The organism is Cellulosimicrobium cellulans (assembly GCF_042723955.1).
In the GTDB taxonomy this organism is placed as follows: Bacteria; Actinomycetota; Actinomycetes; order Actinomycetales; family Cellulomonadaceae; genus Cellulosimicrobium; species Cellulosimicrobium cellulans_H.
This window is the reverse complement of sequence record NZ_JBHXIC010000011.1, coordinates 18,603-41,179: the sequence shown is the minus strand read 5'-3', so window position 1 is coordinate 41,179 and position 22,577 is coordinate 18,603. Positions and strand designations below refer to the sequence as shown.

Here is a 22,577-nt window from a genome sequence, read left to right as displayed (position 1 = left end):
GGGGTCCAGATGGACCCCGAGCTTCTCGAGAAGACCGGATGCCGGTGCAGCCGGTGCCACGCGCCTCAGCCTGCGTGCTCGGTGCGCAGCGCCTCGGCGTACTGGCGGCCCTTGTAGGTACCGCACGTCGGGCACGCCGCGTGCGACAGCTTGTCGCCCTTGCACTGCGGGCAGGTGGTGAGGTTCGCGGCGGTCGTCTTCCACTGCGAACGACGCGCACGGGTGTTGCTGCGCGACATCTTGCGCTTCGGAACAGCCACGGCTAGCTCTCTTTCGTCTCGTCGGACACGTTCGAGGTGTCGAACATGCTCTCCAGCGCCGACCAACGAGGGTCGACAAGTTCGTGCGTGTGCCCCGGGTCGTCCGCCAGACGCGCCCCGCACTCGGAGCACAGCCCCGGGCAGTCCGCTCGGCACACCGGACTGAATGGTAGTGCAGTGACGACCGAATCCCGTAGCGCGGGCTCGATGTCCGCGAGGTCGCCGTCGAGGTCGTAGACGTCCTCGGCGTCCTCCAGGTCGTCGCCCGACTCCTGGGCGGCCTTCGCGCGCTCGGGGTAGGCGAAGAGCTCCCCGAGCTCGACCGTGACGTCCTCGTGGACCGTGTCGAGGCAGCGCACGCACTCCCCGACCGCGTGGCCCGACACCGTGCCCGAGACGAGCACGCCCTCCATGACCGCCTCGAGACGCAGGTCGAGCTCGAGCTCGCTGCCCTCGGGGATGCCGATCACGGCGGTCCCGAGGTCGGCAGGGGCAGGCACGGTCCGGCGGACCGTCAGCATGCTCCCGGGTCGCCGACCGAGCTCGTGCGTGTCGAGCACGAGCGGCGACGTCTTCTCGGCGGTGATGGCGGACTCCAGGATCGCCAGGCCGCGGGCGTGGGCGCCCGCGGACGGATGGTCAACGATGGTCGGGGGCCGACGGCCGCTCGACGGCGACTGCCAGGCACAGGCCGACGCGTGACGCGCCGAGCCAAACATCGATCTTACGTCACGCGACGGCCCGACCGCCACCTGCCGCCGGCTGCGCCCCGCGCCCGTCGAGCCGGGCACCCGGCGTCGAGGCGGCGGCGCCGCGCGGCTCCGTCGCGGCCCACGACCTCAGCGCGCGGCGCGCTCGCGCATCGTCGCCGGGAACGGCGACTCCTCCGGCTCGCCGACCCGGTCACCGAGGCGGTCCGCGAGCTTCGCGCGCCCGCCCTGGATCTGGGCGAGCAGCTTGCCGAGGTCGACCTCGAAGTCCGCGAGCCTGCGGTCGCAGTAGTCGTCGGCGTCGCGCCGCAGCGCCGTCGCCGCCTCGTCGGCCTCGTCCACGATCTCCCGGGCCCGCGACTCCGCCTGGACCACGACCTGCTCCGCCTGCACGAGCTCGATCGCGCGCGCACGCGCCGTCGTGAGGATCTCCTCCGCCTGCCGGTGCGCGTCCTCGAGCACGGCGTCCGCCTGGGCCAGCACCTCGTCGGCGTGCGCGAGCTGCTCGGGCAGCGCGCCGCGCAGCTCGTCCACGAGCGCGAGCGCGTCGCCCTTGTGCACCAGCACCGACGCGGACATGGGCATCGCGCGCGCCGACTCCACGAGGTGCGCGAGGTCGTCGAGGATCGCGTTGAGCCCGACCCGCGCCTCCTCCGTCGCGTGGTCCTCGTGCGTCACCCGTCGGTCCTGCTGCTCGCTCACGTACCCGGTCCTTCCCGTCGTGCTCACCTGCTGCTCCCCTGCACCCGTGCCAGCGCCGCACGGACGGCGTCCCCGACCCCCGGCGGGACCAGGTCGTCGACCGGCCCCCCGTGGCGCGCGATGTCCTTCACGAGCGACGACGCGACGTGCAGGAGCGCGGCGTCGCCCGCGACGAACACGGTCTCGACGCCGGCCAGGTGCCGGTTCATGAGCGCCATCGGCAGCTCGGCGTCGAAGTCCGCGCCACCACGCAGCCCCTTGACCACGGCGCCCGCCCCGATCTCCCGGCAGAAGTCCACCAGGAGCCCCGGCACCACCTCCACGCGCACCCCGTCGAGCCCGGCGTCGGCGACCGCCGCACCGGCCAGCGCGACCCGCTCGTCGACGCTCAGGAGCGCCGACTTCGACGCGTTCCGCGCGACGCCGACGACGACCTCGTCGAAGAGCGCGCGGGCACGTCGGACGATGTCGAGGTGGCCCAGGGTGATCGGGTCGAAGGACCCGGGACAGACGGCTGTGGTCACCTCGTCACGGTAGTACACGCGGCCGCGCGGACCCCGGCGGCACGACCGGGCGGGCGCGGATCGGCGTCGCGCGCGACGATGGTCCGCGTGACCGCCCCGGAGGAACCCGCCGTCGTCCCGCTCACGACGCCCGAGCTCGTGCGCTCGCTCCACCGCGACGTGCTCGCGCCGTCGTTCCCGCCCGCCGAGCTCGTGGACGTCGACGAGCTCCTCGACGACCACGCGAGCGGACGCCTGCGCAGCCTCGGGGTGGTGGAGGACGGCCGCGTCGTCGCGGGCGTCGTCGGCGAGTGGTTCCCCGACGCGCGCGTCCTGCTCGTCCTCTACCTCGCCATCGCGCCCGGCCGGCGCGGCGGCGGGGTCGGCGGACGGCTCGTCGCCGCCGCCCTCACCGGCTGGCGAGACCTGGACCCGCTCCTGGTCCTCGGGGAGGTCGAGCACCCCGCGCACCACGTCGGCAGCGAGGCGCACGGCGACCCGGTCGCGCGGCTGCGGTTCTACGCGCGCCTCGGCGCGCGCGTCCTCGCGCTCCCCTACTTCCAGCCCGGCGACGGACCCGGCGGCGAGCGCGTGCCCGCACTCCTGCTCGTGTCGTTCCCCCTCGGGCCGGGCACCCCCGACGACGTCCCCGCCGCGCCGCTGCTCGCGTTCCTCGCGGAGAACCTCCGCGCGAGCGAGGGCACGCTGTCGGACGACGCCGCGACCCGCCGACTGCTCGACGCCGCGTCCGGCGACCGCGTCGCGCTCGTCGACCCGGCCGACCCCGCCGCCCTCGCGACCGTCCCGGTCGGCATCCTCGCCCCGTCCGAGGCCCACGCCCCGACGACCTGAGCAGCCGCCTCGAGGTAGAACCACCCCGGTCCGCCGAGGGAGAACGCCGGTCGCGCGAAGTAGAACGCTGGTCGCGCGTCACGCCGCGCGGCGGCGCGACTGAGCCAGCGAACGCGATCCCGACCGCGAGCACGGGAGCCGCGAGGAACGAGCGGCGCAGACGGTCGACGCCGCGCCACCACCAACCGCTACCACCCACGGGGCAACCACGCGCCGCCGGGCACAGCTCCCACGGTTCTACCGCGCGACCAGGGTTCTACCTCGCGCTACCAGGGTTCTACCTCGCGCTACCAGGGTTCTACCTCGCCTGGCCGGGGTTCTACCTCGGGGGTCCAGGTTCTGCCTCGGCCGGCGGGGCGGGCGGCTACGTCTCGTCGGGGAGCTCGGGGCCGACGAAGTACACCGTCGTCTCGCCGTAGTCCTTGCGCGCGACGACCTCCCAGCCCGTCGGCCAGGTCGGCGCGGGCGTGCGCGTCGAGCGCTCGACGACGACGACGGCGGCCGGGTCGAGGACGTCGGGCGCCGCGAGGTGGGCGAGGACGCGCTCCAGCGCCTCGGCGGTGACGTCGTACGGCGGGTCGACGAGCACGAGGTGGTACGGGCCGTGTCCCGCACGCCCGGAGGTCGCTGCTCCGGACGCCGCCCCGACGGCCGTCCGCTCCGTCGCCACGGCGGCGGCCACGCCCGCGACGAACGCCTCGGCGGGTTGCGCGACGACGCGCACGTTCGACAGGCCGAGGGCCGCGACGTTGCGTCGGGCGACGTCGGCGGCGACCCGGGCCGAGTCGACCAGCGTCACGTCGGCGGCACCGCGGCTCGCCGCCTCGAGGCCGAGCGCGCCCGATCCCGCATAGAGATCGAGGACGTGCGCGTCGTCGACCACACCCAGGTGCTCGAGACGGGAGAAGATCGCCTCGCGGACACGCTCGCTCGTCGGCCGCGTCCCGCGCGGCGGGACCTGCAGCGTGCGTCCCCCTACCGTTCCCGCCACGATCCTCGTCACGCGCCCAGCCTAGACACGCCGCACGGGGATCGACGCACGACGCCGTGGTGCGAGGTCACGATGCGCGGCGCAACGGCCGATGCGGACTATGCCGCACGTTCACGCGCGCTCGAGGAACTCCTCGCGCTCGGGGTCGAGCTGGTCGCGGATCGCGTCGGCGAGAGCGGGGTGGTCGGTCAGGTCGGGGTCGTCCGCGACGACGGCGGCCGCGTCGGTGCGCGCGGTCTCGATGACGTCCGCATCCTTGACCACGCGCAGGAGCCGCAGCGAGCTCGCCCGCCCCGACTGCGCGGCGCCGAGGACGTCGCCCTCGCTGCGCAGCTCGAGGTCGACGGTCGCGAGCTCGAACCCGTCGGTCGTGCGGGCCAGCGTCTCGACGCGTGTCGCGGCGGGTGTGCCCGGCTGCGCCGTCGAGACGAGCAGGCACAGCCCGGCCGCGGACCCGCGCCCGACGCGCCCGCGGAGCTGGTGGAGCTGGGAGATGCCGAACCGGTCCGCGTCGAGGACCACCATGACCGTGGCCTCGGGCACGTCGACGCCGACCTCGACGACCGTCGTCGAGACGAGCACCTGCACCGCGCCGGACGCGAAGTCGGCCATCACCGCGTCCTTGTCCGCCGGGGCCATCTGCCCGTGCAGCACCCCGACCTCGAGCCCCGCGAGGCGCGGGTGCGTGCGCAGCTCCTCGGCGACCTCGAGCACGGCCCGCAGGGGTGCGCGGTCCGACGCGTCCGGGGCGTCGGGGTCGAGGAGGAAGTCGGGCACCTCGTCGAAGTCGTCGGTCCCCTTCGGCGGCCCGTCCGCGTCCGGCTCGTCCGGGTGGATGCGCGCGCACACCACGTACGCGCGGTGCCCGGCGTCGACCTCCTCGCGCACACGCGCCCAGGTGCGCTCCATCCACGCCTCGTTCCCGGCGGGCACGACGTGGGTCGTGATGCCGGCGCGCCCGGCCGGGATCTCCGTGAGCGACGAGGTCTCGAGGTCGCCGAACACCGTCATCGCGACGGTGCGCGGGATCGGCGTGGCGGTCATGACGAGGAGGTGCGGGGCCGTCCGCGCCTTGGCCCGCAGCGCGTCGCGCTGCTCGACGCCGAACCGGTGCTGCTCGTCCACGACGACGAGGCCGAGGTCGGCGAACTGCACGTTCTCGGACAGCAGCGCGTGCGTGCCGACGACGATCCCCGCCGCGCCGCTCGCGGCGTCGAGCAGCGCCTCCTTGCGCGCCGCCGCGCCGAGCGACCCGGTGAGGAGCGCGACGCGCGTCCCGTGCTCCGCACCGCCGAGGAAGCCGCCCTCCGCGAGCGGCCCGAGCAGCGCGCGCAGGGTGCGCGCGTGCTGCGCGGCGAGCACCTCGGTCGGGGCGAGGAGCGCCGCCTGCCCGCCGGCGTCGATCACCTGGAGCATGGCGCGCAGCGCGACGACGGTCTTGCCGGAGCCCACCTCGCCCTGCAGGAGCCGTTGCATGGGGCGCGCGAGCGCGAGGTCCGTCGCGATCTCCTCCCCGACCTCGCGCTGACCCGTCGTCAGCGTGAACGGGAGCGCGGCGTCGAAGTCGGCGAGGATGCTCGGCTCCCCCGGTCCGCGGGGAGGGCGGGCCGTCGCCGGCTCGGCCGCGGCCCGGGCCCGGCGCTGGGCGAGCGCCGCCTGGAGGACGAACGCCTCCTCGTACCGCAGTCGGTCGCGCCCGCGCCGCCACTGCTTCTCGTCGTAGGGCTCGTGCACGTCGCGCAGCGCCTCGAGCCGCGTCCCGAGCCCGTGCCGCTCGCGGACGGCGTCCGGGAGCGGGTCCGGGACGTCCTCCTCGCGCAGCGGGTCGAGCACGGTGCGCACGGCGGGCTGGATCTTCCAGCTCGGGATGCTCGCGCTCGCGGGATAGATCGGGATGGGCCGGCTCGCCTCGAGCACGGCGCTCTCCGTGTCTTCCGCGTCGTCGTCGACCCCGATGATCTTGTAGTCGGGGTGCGTGAGCTGGCGCGTGCCCCGGTACAGCCCGACCACCCCCGTGAAGAGCCCGTGCCGCCCCGGGGCGAGCCGCTGCTCGTGGTAGCGCAGGACGTTGGGGCTCTTGGCGAAGAACGTGAGCGAGAGCTGCTGCGGGCCGTCGGTCACGACCGCCTCGAGGATCGCGCCCGCACGGTTGCGCATGCGCCGGACCGTCGCGCTGCGGACCTGCGCGACGATCGTCACGTGCTCGCCGAGGGCGAGGCCGCCGAGGTCGGTGAGGCGCCCCGGGTCCCCGTAGCGTCGCGGGTAGTGCCGCAGGAGGTCCCCCACGGTCTCGAGGCCCAGCTTCGCGAGCGGGCCCGCGCTGCGCGTGCCGACGGCACGGGTCAGCGGCTCGGCCAGGCGGTCGCTCATCCCTCGGCCTCCACGGTGCGCTCGATGTCGTCGGCCACGGCCTCCGGCCCCTCGACGGCGAGCGTGACGACGCCGCCGTCGCGCCCCGAGCGCAGGAGCACGAGCTCCGCCCCGTCCCCGGTCGCGTGCGCCGCGAGCGCGTCGAGGGCCACGTCCGGCACGTCGTCGTCGGCGAGCACCGTGACGAGCGCCCCGAGGGGAGCCCGGAGCGGTCCGAGCAGGTCCGTCAGCCGCTGCGCCAGCGCCGGGGCCGGCACGCCCGCGGTGTCGAGGCGAGCCCACCGTGCGGCGTCGAGCGCCGACCGGGCCGCCTCGAGCCGCTGCGCGGCACCGGGCTCCACGAGCTGCGCGGCGGCGAGCGCCACCGCGACGTGCAGGTCGCTCCCGGCGGGCAGCACCTCGAGCGTCTCGACCCCGTCGTCGCGCAGGGTCGCGCGCAGGGACTCGACGTCGTCCTCCCGCAGGTCCGCGCCGGGCAGGAGCGCGACGTGCGACGCGCGGGCGTCGACCGCGACGCGGTGCAGGGCGGTCAGGTCGAGGGGGCCGGGAGCCTCTCGCAGGAGCACGACGGCGCCCGCCCGGGCGAGGTCCGCGACGAGCGCGGGCGCCGTGGTCACCGCGACCATCCCGGGGGCGTCGGCGACGGCGGACGCACCGGTCCGGGCGCCGTGCGCCCCGTCGGCAGCGGCGTCCGGGGCGTGGCCCGGCTCGTGGGGTCCCGGGAGGTGGCGGACGCGCACCTGGCGCAGCGCGACGTCGGGCCCCGCCGTGGACGGCGCGCCGACCTCGTGGCCGTCCCGCGCGGACCGCAGCGTCGCGAGCGTGGCTCGCCCGACGGCGACCGCCGCCATCGGGTCGTCGGTGTGGACGTGCGCCTGCCAGAGGCCCGAGCCGTCGTCCCCCGGCCCGCCCACCACGACGACGGAGTCGCCGATCCGCGCGAGCTCCGCGCGGAGCAGCTCGGCGGGGTCCTCGACGGCCACGCCGGCAGGGTGCTCCGCACCGCCCGCCGGGACGTCGACCACGTACATCACCTCGAACTCGCCCCCCTCATGCCCGGACCGCGGCCCGGTGCCCGCGTCCCCGGGCGAGCCCGGCACCGGCACCATGCCGGCCATCATGCCGAGCACCTCCGACACACCCGCTCCCGCGGGCCCGGCGTCGTCGTGCGCGTCGGGCGCGGACCCCGGGGCGCCCACGGCGGCCGAGGGGTCGTTCCCCGCCACGCGGGCGTCGAGCGCCGCGACGAGCGCGCCGAGGACCAGCACGAGGCCGAGGGCTCCGGCGTCCAGGACCTGCGCCCGGGCGAGCACGTCGAGCTCGCCGGTGCTGCGCAGCGCCGCGGCACGCGCCGCGTCCCGGGCCGCGGCCGCGACGACCGCGGGCGCGGAGGCACCGGGCCCCTCCGACGCGGTCGTCGCGGCACGCGCTGCGGCGTCGGCAGCCGTGAGGATCGTGCCGGGTGCGGGGCGGGCGACCGCGTCGCGCGCGGTGCGGGCGGCGCGCTCGAGGCCGGCCGCGAGCGCGGCACCGGTCACGGTCCGGTGCTCGGCGAGCGCGAGCGCGATCCCGCGGAGGTACTCGCTGAGGATGACGCCCGAGTTGCCGCGCGCCCCGACGAGCGCGCCGCGGGCCAGCCGCACCAGCAGGTCGCCGGCGCCGCCCACCGCACCGGCCTCCGCGACTCCCGCCGCGTCACCGCCCGGCAGCGCCCGGACCGCGTCGAGGAGCGTGAGGTACATGTTGGTCCCCGTGTCGGCGTCCGCGACGGGGAACACGTTCACGCGGTCGAGCGACTCGCGCGCGGCGGCGAGCGCGCGGACACCGCCGCGGCCCCACGCGACGACGACGGCGGCGTCGACCACGTCGGCTCCGGGGCTCACGTCGGACCGGCTCCTTGCGCTCGGGGGACGACCGGGCCGGGCGGCCGGACGGTCGGACGGCACCGCGGGCCGTCGGGACCACGGTAGTCAACCGCGCGTGCCGTCGGGGCGCGCGCCGGGGCACCTCCGGGCACCCGAGGGTGTGACGAGCGCCCGGTTTGAGCTCAGGCCCTCGGATCGGCTACCCTGACGAGGTTGCCCGGGTGCTTCGCGCGCCCTCGACACCGTCGAGGAGCCGCCGAGGAACACCGGGCGAGGCACCCTACAGACCATTCAGGACGTCGCCGCTGCGTGCGCGACGTGCACGACGATCAGGAGAAACCGTGGCTGCCAACTGCGACGTCTGCGGCAAGGGCCCGGGCTTCGGGCACAGCATCTCGCACTCCCACATCCGGACGAAGCGCCGCTGGAACCCGAACATCCAGCGCGTGCGCGCCGTGGTCGCGGGGACGCCCAAGCGTCTCAACGTGTGCACCTCCTGCCTCAAGGCCGGGAAGGTCACCCGTCCCGCCTGAGCATCGCGAGACTTCCTGACGAGAGCGTCTGCCGGGTCCCGGCAGGCGCTCTCGTCGTCTCCGCCTCGCGCACCCCGCTCCGGACGAGAGCCCTACCGCTCCCCCGAGATGCGGAGATCTCCTGAAGATCAGGACAAACCGGTTTGGCGGATCCGGGCCGCGGTGGCAGTCTTTGTGCATGGTGACGGAACTGAGCGAGGTAACCATCCGCCCGGCCGCTCCCGCGGACGCGAGCGCCATCGCGGCCGTGCACATCGCGTCCTGGAGAGGCGCCTACGCGGGCATCGTGCCCGACGAGTACCTGGCCTCGCTCGACCACGACCAGCGCGAGCAGCACTGGGTCCAGAGCCTCGCCACCCCCGGCGCCCGCACGTGGCTCGCCGACGCCGACGGCCGCACGATCGGCTTCGCCACCCTCGGCCCCAGCCGCGACGAGGACGCCGAGCCGGGCGACCTCGAGATCTTCGCCATCTACCTGGACCCCGAGTCCTGGGGCCGCGGCGTCGCGCGCGACCTCATGCGCACCATGCTCGGCGAGGTGCGCCCCGGCACGACCGTCACGCTCTGGGTCCTCGAGGACGCGGAGCGCGCGCGGCGCTTCTACCGTCGCCACGGCTTCACGCCGGACGGCGTCGAGCGCCGTGACGACATCGGCGGCAAGGACCTCACGGCCGTCCGCTACCGCCGGGGCTGACCGCCGCGCTCACGCGCGGAAGTGGTCCCACCCGGTCGCGCGGTGCGCGACGCGGCCGTCGACCCGCACCCCGGCGCCCACGCCGTCCACGGTGCGCACCGTGCCGATCGCCCGGAACGCGTCGGGCAGGCCGGCGTCGGCGGGGAAGGTCGCGAGCAGCGCGTGGTCCTCGCCTCCCGAGAGCACCCAGCCCTCGGTGCGTTCGCGGGCGTCCGTCCGGGCGTCGCCGTCCGTCGCCCCGGCACCGTCCCCGCTCGCGCCGTCGAGCGCCGCGGACGCCGCGCGCAGCCGGTCGCGGTCCGCGCCCAGGGCGGCGAGCTCGAGGTCCACGACCACGCCGCTCGCCCGCGCCATCCGGCCCGCGTCCCGCAGCAGCCCGTCGGACACGTCCATCATCGCGGTCGCGCCGGCGTCGGCGGCCGCGGGACCCGCGGCGAGCGGCGGGTCGGGACGCAGGTGCGCGACGACGAGCGCGTCGTCGAGGTCCGCCCGGTCGGCGTCGAGCAGCGCGAGACCCGCGGCGGACCGGCCCAGGCTCCCCGCGAGGGCGACGACGTCACCCGGCCGGGCGCCGGAGCGCAGCACGGGGGCGCGGCCCTCGAGGTCCCCGTGGACCGTGACCGCGACGACGACCTGGTCGCCCCCCGACAGGTCCCCGCCGACCACCGCGGCCCCGAGCGGCGTGCACGCGTCGGCGAGCCCCCGCGCCAGGCCGGTGACCCAGTCGACGGGCAGGTCGCCGGGCATGACGAGCGACACGACGAGCGCCGCGGGGCGCGCGCCCATGGACACGACGTCGGCGAGATTCTGCACCGCGGCCCGCCACCCGACGTCGTACCCGGACGACCAGCGCCGGCGGAAGTGCCGGTCCTCGACGAGGACGTCGGTCGACACGACGTAGCGGCCGTCGGGCGCCGCGACGACGGCGCAGTCGTCCCCCGGCCCGACGAGGGTGGTCGGCGCGGTGGGCAGCAGGGGGAAGATCCGGGCGAGGAGCGCCTCCTCGGGCACGTCGCGGACCAGCAGGGGCGTCTCGCTCACGCCGCCACCCTAGTCGCCGCCCGGGCGGTCACGGGCACCCTCCGCGGGCCGCTACGGTGGTCGCGTGCTCGACGCCGTCCCTCCCGCCTCGCCGTCCACCTCCCCCGGAGCGCGACCGCCCCGCCGCTCGCGACCCCTCGTCCGGGCCCTCGCCGTGCCGGCGCTCCTCGGCGTCGTCGCGGCGACCGCCGCCTGCGCGCCGCGCATCGGCGTCCCGGTGGCGGACGACGCCCAGAACCCGCTGTGCGCGGACGTCGTGCTCGCGCTGCCGGAGACCCTCGGCGAGGACCTGGCGAAGGTCGGCACGACGAGCCAGGCCACCGCGGCCTGGGGCGAGCCGGGCGCCGCGGTGACGCTGCGGTGCGGCGTCGAGGTCCCCGGGCCCACGACGACGACGTGCCAGAGCGTCGAGTCCGAGGGCGGCGCCGTGGACTGGCTCGTGGTCGAGGACCAGGGCACGTGGACGTTCACGACCTACGGTCGCGACCCCGCGGTGCAGGTCGTCGTGCCGCCGGCCGTGACCGAGGGCCACTCGACGGCGTTCATCGCGGACCTGGGCCGCGCGGTCATGGAGGTCCCGCAGACGCGCGCGTGCGTCGGCGCGGCCGACGCGGGCTGAGCCGGCCGGGTCAGCGGGTCAGCGCAGGCCGGTGGGGCGCTCGAGCGCGAGCGCCACGAGCTCGTCGATGAGCTCGGGGTAGCTCAGCCCGGACTTCTCCCACATGCGCGGGTACATCGAGAACGGCGTGAAGCCGGGCATCGTGTTGATCTCGTTGACGACGACCTGCTCGTCGGGCGTGACGAAGACGTCGACGCGCGAGAGGCCCTCGGCGCCGACCGCCTCGAACGTGCGGATCGCGATCTCGCGCACCCGCTCGACGAGGTGCTCCGGCAGGTCGGCCGGGCACGACAGCTCGACCCCGGCCTCGTCGAGGTACTTGGCCTCGAAGTCGTAGAAGTCGTGCGCGTCGCCCGTCACGACGATCTCGCCGGGCAACGACGCGCGCGGACGCGCGCCCCCGCGGCCCCCGAGGACGGCGCACTCGATCTCCCGGCCGACGACGCCCGCCTCGACGATCACCTTGGGGTCGTGCTCCTGCGCGGCGGCGATGGCGGCGGGCAGGTCCGCGAGGTCGTCGACCTTGGAGATGCCGAGGCTCGACCCGGCGCGCGCGGGCTTGACGAACACCGGCAGGCCGAGGGCCGCGACGGTCTGCGTCCACGCCTCCGGGTCGCGCTCGAACGCGCCTGGGCGGATCACGGTGTACGGGGAGACGGGCAGCCCCTCGCCCGCGAGCACGAGCTTCATGAAGTGCTTGTCCATGCCGACGGCGGACGCCAGGACGCCCGCGCCGACGTAGCGGACGTCGGCGAGCTCGAGCATGCCCTGGAGCGTGCCGTCCTCGCCGTACGGGCCGTGCAGCAGCGGGAAGACGACGTCCACCTCGCCGAGCACGCGCGGGACGTCGCCCGGGGTGAGGACGCGCAGCTCCCGGCGCCCGGTGGACAGCGGCAGGATGACCTCCTCGCCGGTCGGCTCGACCTGCGGCAGGCGCCCTTCCGCGATCTCCCAGCGCGCGGGCTCGTCGGCCGCGAGGACCCACTCCCCCGTCGGCGTGATCCCGACGGGGACGACGTCGTAGCGCGACCGGTCGATCGCGCGCAGGACGCCCGCGGCGGTCGCGGCGGAGATGGCGTGCTCGCCCGAGCGGCCCCCGAACAGCACGAGGACACGGGGCTTGCGGGGCGCGCCGGTGGGGTGCTCGTCGGTGGACGGCACGGACCGGTCGGGGCTCTGGCTGGACATCGCGCACGACCCTACCGGACGCCTGCTCGCGCGCCCGACGCACCACCGGGAACGATTCGGGGACGTCCTGCGTTGGGAGTGCCGTGGAAGACACGACTCTCGAGGCCCCCGCGGCCGACGACCCCGACCATAGTCCCGGCCGCACCGGCCCCGGCGACGAGCGGACGCGCGAACGCGTCCCCGACGACCGGAGGGCGGTGCGGGCACGATGACGACCTTCCTCTCCCTCCTGCTCGGCCTCCTCGTGGTCCTCGCGATCACGGCGGCGACGGCCTACTTCGTCGCCCAGGAGTTCGCCTACATGACCGTCGACCGCTCCCGCCTGGGGGCCAAGGCGGAGGCCGGCGACGAGCCGGCCCGGCGCGCGCTCGCCGTCACCCGGCGCACGTCCTTCGTCCTGTCCGGGGCCCAGCTCGGCATCACCGTGACAGGCCTGCTCGTCGGCTACGTGGCCGAGCCCCTGATCGGTGAGTCGCTGGGCACGATGCTCGGCGGCGTCGGCGTCCCCACGGGCGTCGGCGTGGCGGTGGGCACCGTCCTCGCCCTCGTGCTGTCGACGATCATCCAGATGCTCTTCGGCGAGCTGTTCCCCAAGAACCTCGCCATCGCGCGGCCCGAGCCGCTCGCGAAGGGCCTGGCGCGCTCCACGACCGCGTACCTCACGGTGTTCGGCTGGCTCATCGCGGTGTTCGACAAGGCGTCCAACGCCCTGCTGCGCCTGCTGAAGATCGAGCCCGTGCACGACGTCGACAACACCGCGACCGCGCGCGACCTCGAGCACATCGTGGCGGACTCGCGCGAGAGCGGCGACCTGCCGGACGAGCTCTCGGTGCTGCTCGACCGCATCCTCGACTTCCCCCAGCAGGACGTCGAGCACGCGATGATCCCCCGCTCGCGCGTCGGGACGGTGCGGCCCGAGGCGACCGTCGCCGAGGTGCGCGAGCTCATGGCCCGCGCGCACACGCGCTACCCCGTGGTCGACGAGACGGACCAGCCGCTCGGCGTCGTCCAGCTCGCCGACGTCCTCGCGACCGTCCTGCCCGACGACGCTCCCGTCACCGACCTCATGCGCCCGGCCGTCGTGCTGCCGACGACCATGACGCTGCCCGACGCGCTCGCCCAGCTCAACTCCACGCGCAACCAGCTCGCGTGCGTCATCGACGAGTACGGCGGCTTCACCGGCGTGCTCACGGTCGAGGACCTCGCCGAGGAGCTCGTGGGCGAGATCACCGACGAGCACGACCCCGAGCAGCCCGTCACGGTCACGGCCGAGGAGGACGGGGTGTGGGTCATGGGCGGCGACGTCCACGTCGACGAGGCGGAACGCGCGATCGGGCACGACCTGCCGCGCGGCGACCACGAGACGGTCTCCGGCCTCCTGATCGCCCAGCACGGCGCCCTGCCGCGCGCGGGCGACCAGATCGAGGTGCCGCTCCCGGACGACCCGGCCGACCTCGTCCACGACGAGCCGGTGCACCGCACGCTCGTCGTCGACGTCCTGTCGGTCGAGCGGCACGTGCCGCGCCTCGTGCGCGTCCGGCTCGTCGAGCAGCGGGGCGACGCCCCCGCCGCAGACGCGCACCCGGCACCCGAGACCGCCCAGACGGCGGGCACGACGGAGGAGACCCGATGAGCAACCCCTGGGTCGTCGTCGTGGCGACCGTCGCGATCATCGCGCTCAGCGCGTTCTTCGTCGCCGTGGAGTTCGCGCTCCTCGGCGCCAAGCGGCACCGGCTCGAGGACGCCGCGCCCACGAGCCGCGCGGCGCGCGCCGCGCTGCGCAGCTCGAACGAGCTCACGCTGCTCATGGCGGGTGCGCAGCTCGGCATCACGGCGTGCACGCTCGCGCTCGGTGCCATCACCAAGCCGGCCGTGCACCACTGGCTCACGCCCGTCTTCGAGACGTGGGGCGCGCCCCTGTGGGCCGCCGACGTCGCGGGCTTCGTGCTCGCCCTGATCGTCGTGACGTTCCTGCACCTCGTCATCGGCGAGATGGCGCCGAAGTCGTGGGCGATCGCCCACCCGGAGCGCTCGGCCACCCTGCTGGCGCTGCCGATGCGCGGGTTCATGTGGGCGTTCCGCCCGCTGCTGCGCTGGCTCAACGCGCTCGCGAACCGCTGCGTGCGCGCCGTGGGCGTCGAGCCGGTCGAGAACGTCGAGGGTGGCGGGCAGGATGCCGCGACCCTGCGGCACCTCGTCGAGCACTCGGCGAACGTCGGCGCGCTCGAGGCGTCGTACCGCGCGCAGATCTCGGGCGTCATCGAGCTCGAGACCCTCACGGTCGACGCGCTCGTGCCGACCGAGGGCCGGCCGACGTCGGTCCCCGCGACGGCCACGGCCGCGGACGTCCGCGCGGCGTCCGCGCGGTCGGGGCACCTGCGCATCCTCGTCCAGAACGGGAGCGTCGTCCCGAAGGTCGTGCACGTGCGCGACACGCTCCTGGAACCGGACGACCGGCTCGCCGGGGAGCTCGCCCGCCCGGGGTTCGTGCTCGCGTCCGGGACGACCGTGCACGCCGCGCTCGCGCGGATGCGCGAGTCGAGCGAGCAGCTCGCGATCGTCATGGACGGCGAGCGGTTCGTCGGCGTCGTGACGCTCGCCGACGTGCTGCGCCGCATCCTGCCGTCCCCGGAGGAGCCGACGCCGGCGCTCGTCGGCTGACCGGTCCGGCGTACGGTGGAGGGGCCTCGGCGACGCACGTCGCCGGGGCCTCTCGCCGTCCGCCCCGACCGAAGGCAGGCCATGTCCACGCCCGTCGCTCCGCCGTTCGCTCTGCCGTTCCCTCGCCCGCGCGCCCTCCTCTCCGACGACCTGCTCGACGCCGTCCGCGGCCGCGCGGCGGGCTACGACCGCGCCAACGCGTTCTTCGACGAGGACCTCGTCGCCCTGACCGAGGCGGGGTACCTGCGCGCGCTCGTGCCCACGTCGTTCGGCGGCGCCGGGCTCAGCCTGCGCGAGGTCGCGCACGAACAGGCGCGGCTCGCGGGCGCGGCGCCCGCGACGGCCCTCGCGGTGAACATGCACCACGTGTGGACCGGCGTCGCGCGCTACCTGCACGAGCGCGGTGACGCGTCCCTCGACTGGCTGCTCGAGGAGGCCGGCCGCGGCGAGGTGTTCGGCTTCGGGTACTCCGAGGGCGGCAACGACCTGGTCCTGCTCGGGTGCCGCACCGAGGCGCGACCGGACGGCACGGGCGGCTACACGTTCCACGGCCGCAAGATCTTCACGTCCGGCTCGCCCGCGTGGACGCGCCTGGGCGTCCTCGGGCTCGACACGGTGTCCGACGACGCCCCCCGCCTCGTGCACGCGTTCGTCCCCCGGGACGCCGGGGTCGAGGTGCTCGACGACTGGGACACGCTGGGCATGCGGGCCTCGCAGTCCCGCTCCACGGTGCTCGACGGCGCGCACGCGCCCGCCGACCGCGTCGTCCGGCGGCTCGCGCCCGGGCCCACGCTCGACCCGCTCGTCGTCGGGATCTTCACGACGTTCGAGACGCTCCTCGCGTCCGTCTACACGGGGATCGCGGAGCGCGCGCTCGAGCTGGGCGTCGCCGCCGCCCGCCGCCGGACGTCGATGAAGAACGACGGCGCGTCCCTCGCGCAGGACCCCGACATCCGCTGGCGCCTCGCCGACGCCGCGCTCGCGCTCGACGCGGTCTGGCCGCAAATCGACACCGTCGCGGGCGAGCTCGACGCGCTCGTCGACCGCGGCGCCGGCTGGTTCCGCGCGACCGCGGGGCTCAAGGTGCGCGCCACGGAGACGGCGAAGACGGTCGTCGACCAGATGGTGCGCGTCGCGGGCGGGTCGAGCTACTTCGCGGGCAACGAGCTCGGCCGCCTCTACCGCGACGTGCTCGCCGGGATCTTCCACCCGTCCGACGACGAGTCCGCGCACTCTACGGTCGCGCAGTCCCTCCTGGGCCCGCTCGACTGACAGGACCGCCGAGCGGTCGCCCGGGGCACCCGTCGTGCGACCGGGCGTACGCTGCCGCCATGAGCGACCCGCACGGCCCCGCCGCCCTCTCCCCCGCCACCGTCGTCGTCGCCGCGGGGCGACCCGAGCGGGCGCAGGGCGCGCCCGTGAACCCGCCGATCGTGCTGTCGTCGACGTACGTCTCGCAAGGCGTACAGCAGCCTGGTGAGCTCCTGTACACGCGCATGGACACCGAGACATGGCACCCGTTCGAGGAGGCGCTCGCCGCGCTCGAGGGCGGCGAGCACCCCGGCGTGGTCTTCGGGTCCGGGATGGCGGCGATCGCGGCGGTCTTCTCGCTCGTGCCGGCCCGCGGCAAGGTCGTGCTCCCCCGGCACGCCTACCAGGTGACGCTCGGCTTCGCCGACGACCTCGCCGCGCGCGCGGAGCTCGAGGTGGTCCGCGTCGACGTCGCGGACACCGACCAGGTCGTCGCCGCGCTCGACGGCGCCTCTCTCCTGCTCGTCGAGTCCCCGACCAACCCCATGCTCGAGGTCGCCGACCTCCCCGTGCTGCTCGCGGCCGCTCGCGAGCGCGGCGTGCTCACCGCCGTCGACAACACGTTCGCGACCCCGCTCGGGCAGCAGCCGCTCGCGCACGGCGCGGACGTCGTCGTGCACTCGGTGACGAAGTACCTCGCCGGGCACTCCGACGTCGTGCTCGGCGCGGCCGTCGCGCGCACGACCGAGCTCACCGCGACGCTGCGTGCCTACCGGACGCTGCACGGGTCGATCCCCGGCCCGTTCGAGGTGTGGCTCGCGCTGCGCGGCCTGCGCACGCTCGCGCTGCGCGTGGAGCGCTCGCAGGCGAACGCGGCGGAGCTCGCCAGACGCCTCGCCGACCACCCCCACGTCGTCGAGGTGCGCCACCCGAGCCTGCCGACGGACCCCGGGCACGAGCGCGCGTCGCGCCTCATGACCGGGTACGGCTCGATCCTCGGCGTCCGGCCTCGTGGCGGGGCCGCAGGCGCGGACGCCGTCGTCGGTGCCGTGCGCCTGTGGGTCCCTGCGACGAGCCTCGGCGGTGTGGAGTCGAGCCTGGAGCGTCGCCGTCGGTTCGCGACCGAGTCGCTCACGGTCCCCGAGGACCTGCTGCGGCTCTCCGTGGGCATCGAGGACGTCGAGGACCTCTGGCAGGACCTCGACCGGGCGCTACGGGCACCCGCCGGCTGATCTTCCCCGTGTGCGCTACCGCGCCTCGGTGTCCCGGCGCTCGTGCCCCGTCGGGTCCGTCGGGACGTAGAAGACGCCGCCGTCGAGGTCGACGTCGAACGGTCGGCCCTCGGCGGGGCGCTGCACGATGTCGAGGCGCTGGCGCTCCTTCTCCTCGGTGAGGTGCGTGCGGCTCGGCTGAAAGATCTCGACGATCTCGCCGAACATGCCCGACGACGCGCTCTCGCCCCCGCCCGCGTCACGGCGGGCGCGCGCCTCGGCGCCCGAGGTGAACCGTGTGATCCCGACGACGAGCAGCACCGTGAGCACGACCGCGACGAGAGCCCCCAGCCCGCCTGTGCCGATCCCCTGCAGCATCCTCCGAGCGTAGCGTCGACCGTCCGGGCAGGGCCACGAGGGCGAGGACCGGCGCGCCCACGATGGTCGTGACGGCCCCGATGTCCCGCCGAGACACGGCCGTGTCCGGATCGGGACCGGACCGTGCTCTGCCCGCCGTGCGGGTGTGACCTGCGCTTTCTACGATCGGGCCATGAGGACACGACGAGCGGTGCAGACCCGAAGCCGGCGAGGACGACCCGTACCGGCGACGCTCCGGCGCCGCGTCGCGGCCGCCACTGCGGCCGGGCTGGTCGTGGCCCTCGCTGCATGCACGCCGGGCGGGACGGACGACTCCTCGTCGCCGTCAGGCACTCCGACGAGCGACTCACCCAGTCCGACGGGTTCACCGACCGACGAGCCGAGCGAGAGCCCCACCGACGACTCGTCGGCCCCCGCCGACGACGCCACCGAGGCGCCGCTCCCGTTCCCCGCGAACACCGACCCCGACACCCAGGACCCGTCCGCGGACGCGGCCCTGACCGTGACGGACATCCGGGTCGGGCACCACGACGGGTACGACCGGGTCGTCCTCGAGCTCGGCGGGACCGGGACGCCGGGGTGGCGCGTCGAGTACGTCGACCAGCCGGTCGACGACGGCAAGGGCGACGTCGTCGCCGTCGACGGCGACGCCTACCTCCAGGTCATGATCTCCGGCTCGGGGTACCCCATGGACACGGGCGTCGACGAGTACGCGGGACCCAACCCGGTGCGCGCGGGGGACGACGGCGAGGTCGAGGAGGTCCTGCTGCGCGGGGTCTTCGAGGGCTACACGCAGGCGTTCGTCGGGGTCGACGACGAGCGGCGCCCGTTCCGGGTGTTCTCGCTCGAGGACCCGACGCGCGTGGTGGTCGACGTCCGCGACGACGACTGACGACCGCGTCGGCCGCCACGATCGACCTCAGCGCTCGGCCGAGATCCCCTCGGCCTTCTGCGGTCGGGCGAGCAGGCCGCGCGCCATCTCGTCGACCGGCATCCCCTCGTGCAGCACCGCGACGACGCCGGCCGTGATCGGCATCTCGACGCCCACCTTCTGGGCGAGCTCGAGCACGGACCGGCAGGACTTGACGCCCTCGGCCGTGCCGCCGGTGGCGGCGATCGCGTCGTCGAGGCTCAGCCCCTGGCCGACGTGCTTGCCGAGCGTGTGGTTGCGCGAGAGCGGGGACGAGCACGTCGCGACCAGGTCGCCCATGCCCGCGAGGCCGGGGAACGTCTCGGCGTCCGCGCCGAGCGCGAGCCCGAGCCGCGTGATCTCCACGAGGCCGCGCGTGATGACGGTGGCCGTCGTGTTGTAGCCGAACCCGCGGCCCTGCGCGATCCCCACGGCGAGCGCGATGACGTTCTTGACCGCCCCGCACAGCTCGACCCCGACGACGTCGCGATTGGTGTACGGGCGGAAGTACGACGACGAGCAGGCCCGCGCGACATACCGCGCCACGTCCTCGTCGACGCACGACACGACCGTCGCCGTCGGCTGGCGGTGCGCGATCTCCCGCGCCAGGTTCGGCCCGGACACCACGGCGACGCGCTCGGGCGGCAGCCCGAGGGACTCCGCGACGACCTCGCTCATGCGGCGGTCGGTGCTCAGCTCGACGCCCTTCATGAGCGAGACCGCGACGGCGTCGGGTTCCAGGTACGGGCGCAGCTCGGCGAGCGTCGTACGCGCGACCTGCGAGGGGATCGCGACGACCACCAGGCCCGCCCCGGTGAGCGCAGCACGCGCGTCGGTCGTGGCCCGGATGCCCGCGGGCAGCTCGATGCCCGGCAGCCGCTTCTCGTTCCGCCGGGAGAAGTTCACCTGCGCGGCGACCTCGGGGTCGCGGCCCCACAGGCGGACCTCGCAGCCGGCGTCGGCGAGCACGGCGGCGAACGTCGTGCCCCAGCTCCCCGACCCGAGGACCGCGGCGACGACGCGCTCCGCGGCGGGGACGTCGTCGGCGCCGAGCGGCGCAGGGCTGATCTCGACGGTCTGGTCCCCGCTCACCGGCGGCGCTCCGAGCCCGGGTGCTGACGAAGGTCGAAGCGCTCCGCGGGCGCCTTCGCGCCGCGGATCTCCTCGAGCTGGCGCGTGATCGCCGCCATGATGCGCTCGGTCGCCTCGCGCAGCGTCGCGGTGTCCTGCGGGCGGTCGTACAGGTCGGACAGGTCGACGGGCGGGCCCGCGTGCACGGCCACCCGCTTGGGCGGGATCGGCTTGAACACCTTGCCGTACGGCGCGAGGAGCTGCTCGGCGCCCCACTGCGCGATGGGCACCACGGGGGCGCGGCTCGTCAGGGCGAGCCGCGCGACGCCCGTCTTGCCGACCATGGGCCAACCGTCAGGGTCGCGCGTCAACGTCCCCTCGGGGAAGAACACGACGCACTCCCCCTCGTCGAGGCGCGCGGTGGAGTCGACGAGGGACTGCGCGGCGCCCGACGTACCCCGGTGGACCGGGATCATGCCCGTGCGGCGCAGGAGGCCGCCCAGGACCGGCACCGTGAACAGCGACGCCTTGGCCGTGATCTTGGGCGCGCGCCCCTGGTCGTAGAGGAAGTGCGCGAGCGTCACGGGGTCGACCTCGGTGACGTGGTTCGCCGCGGCGATGAAGCCGGTCGGGGGCAGGTTCTCCGCACCACGCCAGTCACGGCGGGTGATCGCGAAGAGGATCGGGCGCAGGAAGAACGCGAGGGTCTTGTAGGCGCGCGGCGTCTCGGGCAGGCTCGGCACGGTCACCGAGCCTACCGGGCGCGGCCCTCCGCTCAGATCCAGCCGTGCCGCCGGGCCACGTGCGCCGCCTCGTGGCGGTTCGCCGCCCCGAGCTTCGCGGCGGCCGACGACAGGTAGTTGCGCACGGTCCCCGGGGCCAGGTGGGCGCGCGTCGCGATCTCCTCGACGGGCGCGCCGTCTGCGGCGAGCTCGAGCACGTCCGCCTCGCGCGCCGTGAGCGGGCTCGCGCCCGCGGCGATCGCCTCGGCCGCGAGCTCCGGGTCGACGTACCGGCCGCCCGCGCGCACCTGGCGCACGACGTCCGCGAGGACGCGCGACGAGACCGTCTTGGGGAGGAACCCGCGCGCTCCCGCCTCGAGCGCCCGCTTCAGGTAGCCGGGCCGACCGTGGCTCGTGACGATCACCACACCGCAGGACGGCAGGTCGCGCGCGAGCCGCTGCGCGACCTCGACCCCGTCCAGGCCCGGCATCTGGAGGTCGAGCACCGCGACGTCGGGCTCGTGCTTGAGCGCCGCCGCGACGGCCTCGGGCCCGGACGCGGCCTGGGCGACCACGTCGAGGTCGTCCTCGAGCGCGAGGAGGGACGCGACGGCGTCGCGGATGAGGTTCTCGTCGTCGGCGAGCAGGATGCGGATCACGCGCGCGTGGTCCTTTCGGGGGCAGGGGCGGGGTGGTCGCGGTCGGGCTGCCGCGACGGGGCGCCACGTGCCGCACCGTCGTCGGGCACGCTCGCCACCAGCCCGTACCGACCGCCGTCGGACCACGTCTGCAGGCTCCCACCGGCCCCCTCCAGCCGCTCCCGCAGCCCGACGAGGCCCGACCCCCCGCCGGCGCGCGACGTCGCGGGCACGCCGTCGTTGACGACCTCGACGACGCTGGTCGCGCCGTCGCGATGGACAGTGATGGTGCAGGCGCTCGCGGTCGAGTGCCGCACCACGTTCGTCACCGCTTCCCGGACGGCCCACGCGAGCGCCTCCTGCGCCTCCTGGCCGACGGGCGTCTCGTCGCCGTGGACCGTCGTCGTGATCCCCGCGGACCGCAGGACGGAACGGGCGCCGGCCAGCTCGGCGGCCAGGTCGGCGGTGCGGTAGCCCGCGACGACCGCGCGCACCTCGCGCAACGCGTCCTGCGCGATGCGGCGCACCTCGAGCATCTGCTCCTCGGCGCCCGGGCGGCCACGCGCCGCGAGCTCGGCGGCGAGCTCGCTCTTCACGGCGACCACGGACAGGGTCCGACCGAAGACGTCGTGCAGGTCGCGCGAGAACCGCAGCCGCTCCTCCGCGACGGCGAGCCGCGCGTGCAGCACTCGCGTGCGCTCCTGCTCCCACACCACGCCGAGCATCCACACCGAGGTGCGGTAGGAGCCGAAGAGGGCGACGAGCATGAGCGCGGTCGAGAGCCCGAGGCCGAACGCCATGCCCGCGGTCGTCGCGGTGATCGGGCCCGTGTCGAGCCACACCGAGCACCCCACGAGCACGGACAGCACGAGCGCCGTGGCGCAGAGCCGGCCGAAGGTGAGCAGCGGCACGAGGGCGAGGACGCCGAAGCCGAGCCCCACGAGGAGCCCGAAGTAGCGCCCGCTCCCCGGGACGTCGTCCGGCGAGCCGACGGGGAAGGCCAGGAGGCCGAGCACGGCGACGGCGACGGTCAGCAGGGCGAGGGCGCCGAGGAGGAGACGCGGGACGCGGGCACCACCGAGGAAGTGCACGATCCCGGCTCGCAGGGTCGCGACGCACACGACGGTCTGCGCGAGGACGGCCAGCAGCCAGAAGCGCAGGGGCGTGGCCTCGAACGTGCCCGACGCCCCCACCACGGCGAGCGCGACGAACGGCTCGAACGCCGAGAGCAGGTACAGCGACCAACGCGTGTAGGCGTCGAACCGCTCGGGCGCGGTGCGGCGGCTCCACACCTCCATGAAGGTGCGCGGGCGGGTGATCACGCGGTCCAGCGTCGCACGCGGCGGGCGCGGAGCGCCGTGACAGTCGTCATGAGGTCGGCGCCACGGGCGGGGCCCCGCCCGCGGC

Annotated in this window: 23 protein-coding genes; 9 read left to right on the top strand and 14 right to left on the bottom strand. The window is 75.4% G+C overall.

Annotated elements, in window-relative coordinates:
* Nucleotides 1–65 precede the first annotated feature (65 nt).
* From rpmF to coaD, 4 genes are all read right to left on the bottom strand, one after another.
* Nucleotides 66–260 (bottom strand): 50S ribosomal protein L32, encoded by a 195-nt coding sequence (gene rpmF / locus ACFWH7_RS05105; protein WP_021482203.1) that lies wholly within the window; start codon nucleotides 258–260, stop codon nucleotides 66–68.
* Between the two features lie 2 nt (nucleotides 261–262).
* Nucleotides 263–781, bottom strand: a complete 519-nt coding sequence (locus ACFWH7_RS05100) for a YceD family protein (protein WP_378215397.1) — start codon at nucleotides 779–781, stop codon at nucleotides 263–265.
* A gap of 318 nt (nucleotides 782–1,099) precedes the next feature.
* Nucleotides 1,100–1,672 (bottom strand): ATP synthase subunit B family protein, encoded by a 573-nt coding sequence (locus ACFWH7_RS05095; RefSeq protein WP_378215370.1) that lies wholly within the window; start codon nucleotides 1,670–1,672, stop codon nucleotides 1,100–1,102.
* 23 nt (nucleotides 1,673–1,695) lie between these two features.
* Nucleotides 1,696–2,196: a pantetheine-phosphate adenylyltransferase gene (coaD, locus tag ACFWH7_RS05090; protein WP_378215369.1), complete on the bottom strand. Its 501-nt coding sequence runs from the start codon at nucleotides 2,194–2,196 to the stop codon at nucleotides 1,696–1,698.
* 87 nt (nucleotides 2,197–2,283) lie between these two features.
* Here coaD and ACFWH7_RS05085 point away from each other — a divergent pair, with 87 nt between their 5' ends.
* A complete protein-coding gene (locus ACFWH7_RS05085; protein ID WP_378215368.1) occupies nucleotides 2,284–3,027 on the top strand; it encodes a GNAT family N-acetyltransferase in 744 nt (247 codons plus the stop codon).
* A gap of 364 nt (nucleotides 3,028–3,391) precedes the next feature.
* On the opposite strand, the gene rsmD is transcribed toward ACFWH7_RS05085, so the two are convergent.
* From rsmD to ACFWH7_RS05070, 3 genes are all read right to left on the bottom strand, one after another.
* Nucleotides 3,392–4,030, bottom strand: a complete 639-nt coding sequence (gene rsmD, locus ACFWH7_RS05080) for a 16S rRNA (guanine(966)-N(2))-methyltransferase RsmD (protein ID WP_378215367.1) — start codon at nucleotides 4,028–4,030, stop codon at nucleotides 3,392–3,394.
* Between the two features lie 99 nt (nucleotides 4,031–4,129).
* Nucleotides 4,130–6,388: an ATP-dependent DNA helicase RecG gene (recG, locus tag ACFWH7_RS05075; RefSeq protein WP_378215365.1), complete on the bottom strand. Its 2,259-nt coding sequence runs from the start codon at nucleotides 6,386–6,388 to the stop codon at nucleotides 4,130–4,132.
* Nucleotides 6,385–8,271, bottom strand: a complete 1,887-nt coding sequence (locus tag ACFWH7_RS05070) for a DAK2 domain-containing protein (RefSeq protein WP_378215364.1) — start codon at nucleotides 8,269–8,271, stop codon at nucleotides 6,385–6,387. Before ACFWH7_RS05070 ends, recG begins: the two co-directional genes overlap by 4 nt.
* A 323-nt stretch (nucleotides 8,272–8,594) precedes the next feature.
* Between ACFWH7_RS05070 and rpmB the strand changes: the two genes are divergently transcribed.
* Nucleotides 8,595–8,786, top strand: coding sequence for a 50S ribosomal protein L28 (gene rpmB / locus ACFWH7_RS05065; RefSeq protein ID WP_024840757.1), 192 nt, complete (start codon nucleotides 8,595–8,597; stop codon nucleotides 8,784–8,786).
* 178 nt (nucleotides 8,787–8,964) lie between these two features.
* Entirely contained in the window at nucleotides 8,965–9,480 is a 516-nt protein-coding gene (locus tag ACFWH7_RS05060; protein ID WP_053371462.1) for a GNAT family N-acetyltransferase, read from the top strand.
* A gap of 9 nt (nucleotides 9,481–9,489) precedes the next feature.
* Here ACFWH7_RS05060 and ACFWH7_RS05055 read toward each other — a convergent pair whose 3' ends face one another.
* Complete coding sequence (locus ACFWH7_RS05055; protein WP_378215363.1) at nucleotides 9,490–10,521, bottom strand: thiamine-phosphate kinase; 1,032 nt, start codon at nucleotides 10,519–10,521, stop codon at nucleotides 9,490–9,492.
* Between the two features lie 64 nt (nucleotides 10,522–10,585).
* Between ACFWH7_RS05055 and ACFWH7_RS05050 the strand changes: the two genes are divergently transcribed.
* On the top strand, nucleotides 10,586–11,140 hold the full coding sequence (locus tag ACFWH7_RS05050; protein ID WP_378215362.1) for a DUF3515 family protein: 555 nt from the start codon (nucleotides 10,586–10,588) through the stop codon (nucleotides 11,138–11,140).
* Between the two features lie 18 nt (nucleotides 11,141–11,158).
* Here the strand turns inward: ACFWH7_RS05050 and ACFWH7_RS05045 are convergent, their stop codons facing one another.
* Entirely contained in the window at nucleotides 11,159–12,328 is a 1,170-nt protein-coding gene (locus ACFWH7_RS05045) for a D-alanine--D-alanine ligase family protein (protein WP_378215359.1), read from the bottom strand.
* 208 nt (nucleotides 12,329–12,536) lie between these two features.
* Here ACFWH7_RS05045 and ACFWH7_RS05040 point away from each other — a divergent pair, with 208 nt between their 5' ends.
* The 4 genes from ACFWH7_RS05040 to ACFWH7_RS05025 all read left to right on the top strand — a co-directional run bounded on the left by ACFWH7_RS05040 (nucleotide 12,537) and on the right by ACFWH7_RS05025 (nucleotide 17,472).
* Nucleotides 12,537–13,961, top strand: coding sequence for a hemolysin family protein (locus tag ACFWH7_RS05040; protein WP_378215358.1), 1,425 nt, complete (start codon nucleotides 12,537–12,539; stop codon nucleotides 13,959–13,961).
* Nucleotides 13,958–14,989, top strand: a complete 1,032-nt coding sequence (locus ACFWH7_RS05035; RefSeq protein WP_378215357.1) for a hemolysin family protein — start codon at nucleotides 13,958–13,960, stop codon at nucleotides 14,987–14,989. Before ACFWH7_RS05040 ends, ACFWH7_RS05035 begins: the two co-directional genes overlap by 4 nt.
* Before the next feature lie 81 nt (nucleotides 14,990–15,070).
* Nucleotides 15,071–16,261 (top strand): acyl-CoA dehydrogenase family protein, encoded by a 1,191-nt coding sequence (locus ACFWH7_RS05030; RefSeq protein ID WP_378215355.1) that lies wholly within the window; start codon nucleotides 15,071–15,073, stop codon nucleotides 16,259–16,261.
* 59 nt (nucleotides 16,262–16,320) lie between these two features.
* Nucleotides 16,321–17,472: a trans-sulfuration enzyme family protein gene (locus ACFWH7_RS05025; RefSeq protein ID WP_378215353.1), complete on the top strand. Its 1,152-nt coding sequence runs from the start codon at nucleotides 16,321–16,323 to the stop codon at nucleotides 17,470–17,472.
* A gap of 15 nt (nucleotides 17,473–17,487) precedes the next feature.
* Here ACFWH7_RS05025 and ACFWH7_RS05020 read toward each other — a convergent pair whose 3' ends face one another.
* On the bottom strand, nucleotides 17,488–17,829 hold the full coding sequence (locus tag ACFWH7_RS05020; protein WP_277513385.1) for a DUF6191 domain-containing protein: 342 nt from the start codon (nucleotides 17,827–17,829) through the stop codon (nucleotides 17,488–17,490).
* A 172-nt stretch (nucleotides 17,830–18,001) separates the two neighbouring features.
* Between ACFWH7_RS05020 and ACFWH7_RS05015 the strand changes: the two genes are divergently transcribed.
* Complete coding sequence (locus ACFWH7_RS05015) at nucleotides 18,002–18,721, top strand: AMIN-like domain-containing (lipo)protein (protein ID WP_378215352.1); 720 nt, start codon at nucleotides 18,002–18,004, stop codon at nucleotides 18,719–18,721.
* Nucleotides 18,722–18,748: 27 nt separating this feature from the next.
* On the opposite strand, the gene ACFWH7_RS05010 is transcribed toward ACFWH7_RS05015, so the two are convergent.
* Genes ACFWH7_RS05010 through ACFWH7_RS04995 form a run of 4 tightly spaced genes read right to left on the bottom strand, consistent with a single transcriptional unit; the run spans nucleotide 18,749 to nucleotide 22,492 of the window.
* Nucleotides 18,749–19,807, bottom strand: a complete 1,059-nt coding sequence (locus ACFWH7_RS05010) for an NAD(P)H-dependent glycerol-3-phosphate dehydrogenase (protein ID WP_378215396.1) — start codon at nucleotides 19,805–19,807, stop codon at nucleotides 18,749–18,751.
* 20 nt (nucleotides 19,808–19,827) lie between these two features.
* Nucleotides 19,828–20,553, bottom strand: a complete 726-nt coding sequence (locus ACFWH7_RS05005; RefSeq protein ID WP_378215350.1) for a lysophospholipid acyltransferase family protein — start codon at nucleotides 20,551–20,553, stop codon at nucleotides 19,828–19,830.
* A gap of 32 nt (nucleotides 20,554–20,585) precedes the next feature.
* Nucleotides 20,586–21,191 carry a response regulator transcription factor gene (locus ACFWH7_RS05000; protein WP_378215349.1) on the bottom strand — a complete coding sequence of 202 codons (606 nt, stop codon included), beginning with the start codon at nucleotides 21,189–21,191 and terminating at the stop codon, nucleotides 20,586–20,588.
* Entirely contained in the window at nucleotides 21,188–22,492 is a 1,305-nt protein-coding gene (locus tag ACFWH7_RS04995) for a sensor histidine kinase (protein ID WP_378215348.1), read from the bottom strand. Before ACFWH7_RS04995 ends, ACFWH7_RS05000 begins: the two co-directional genes overlap by 4 nt.
* Nucleotides 22,493–22,577: the final 85 nt, after the last annotated feature.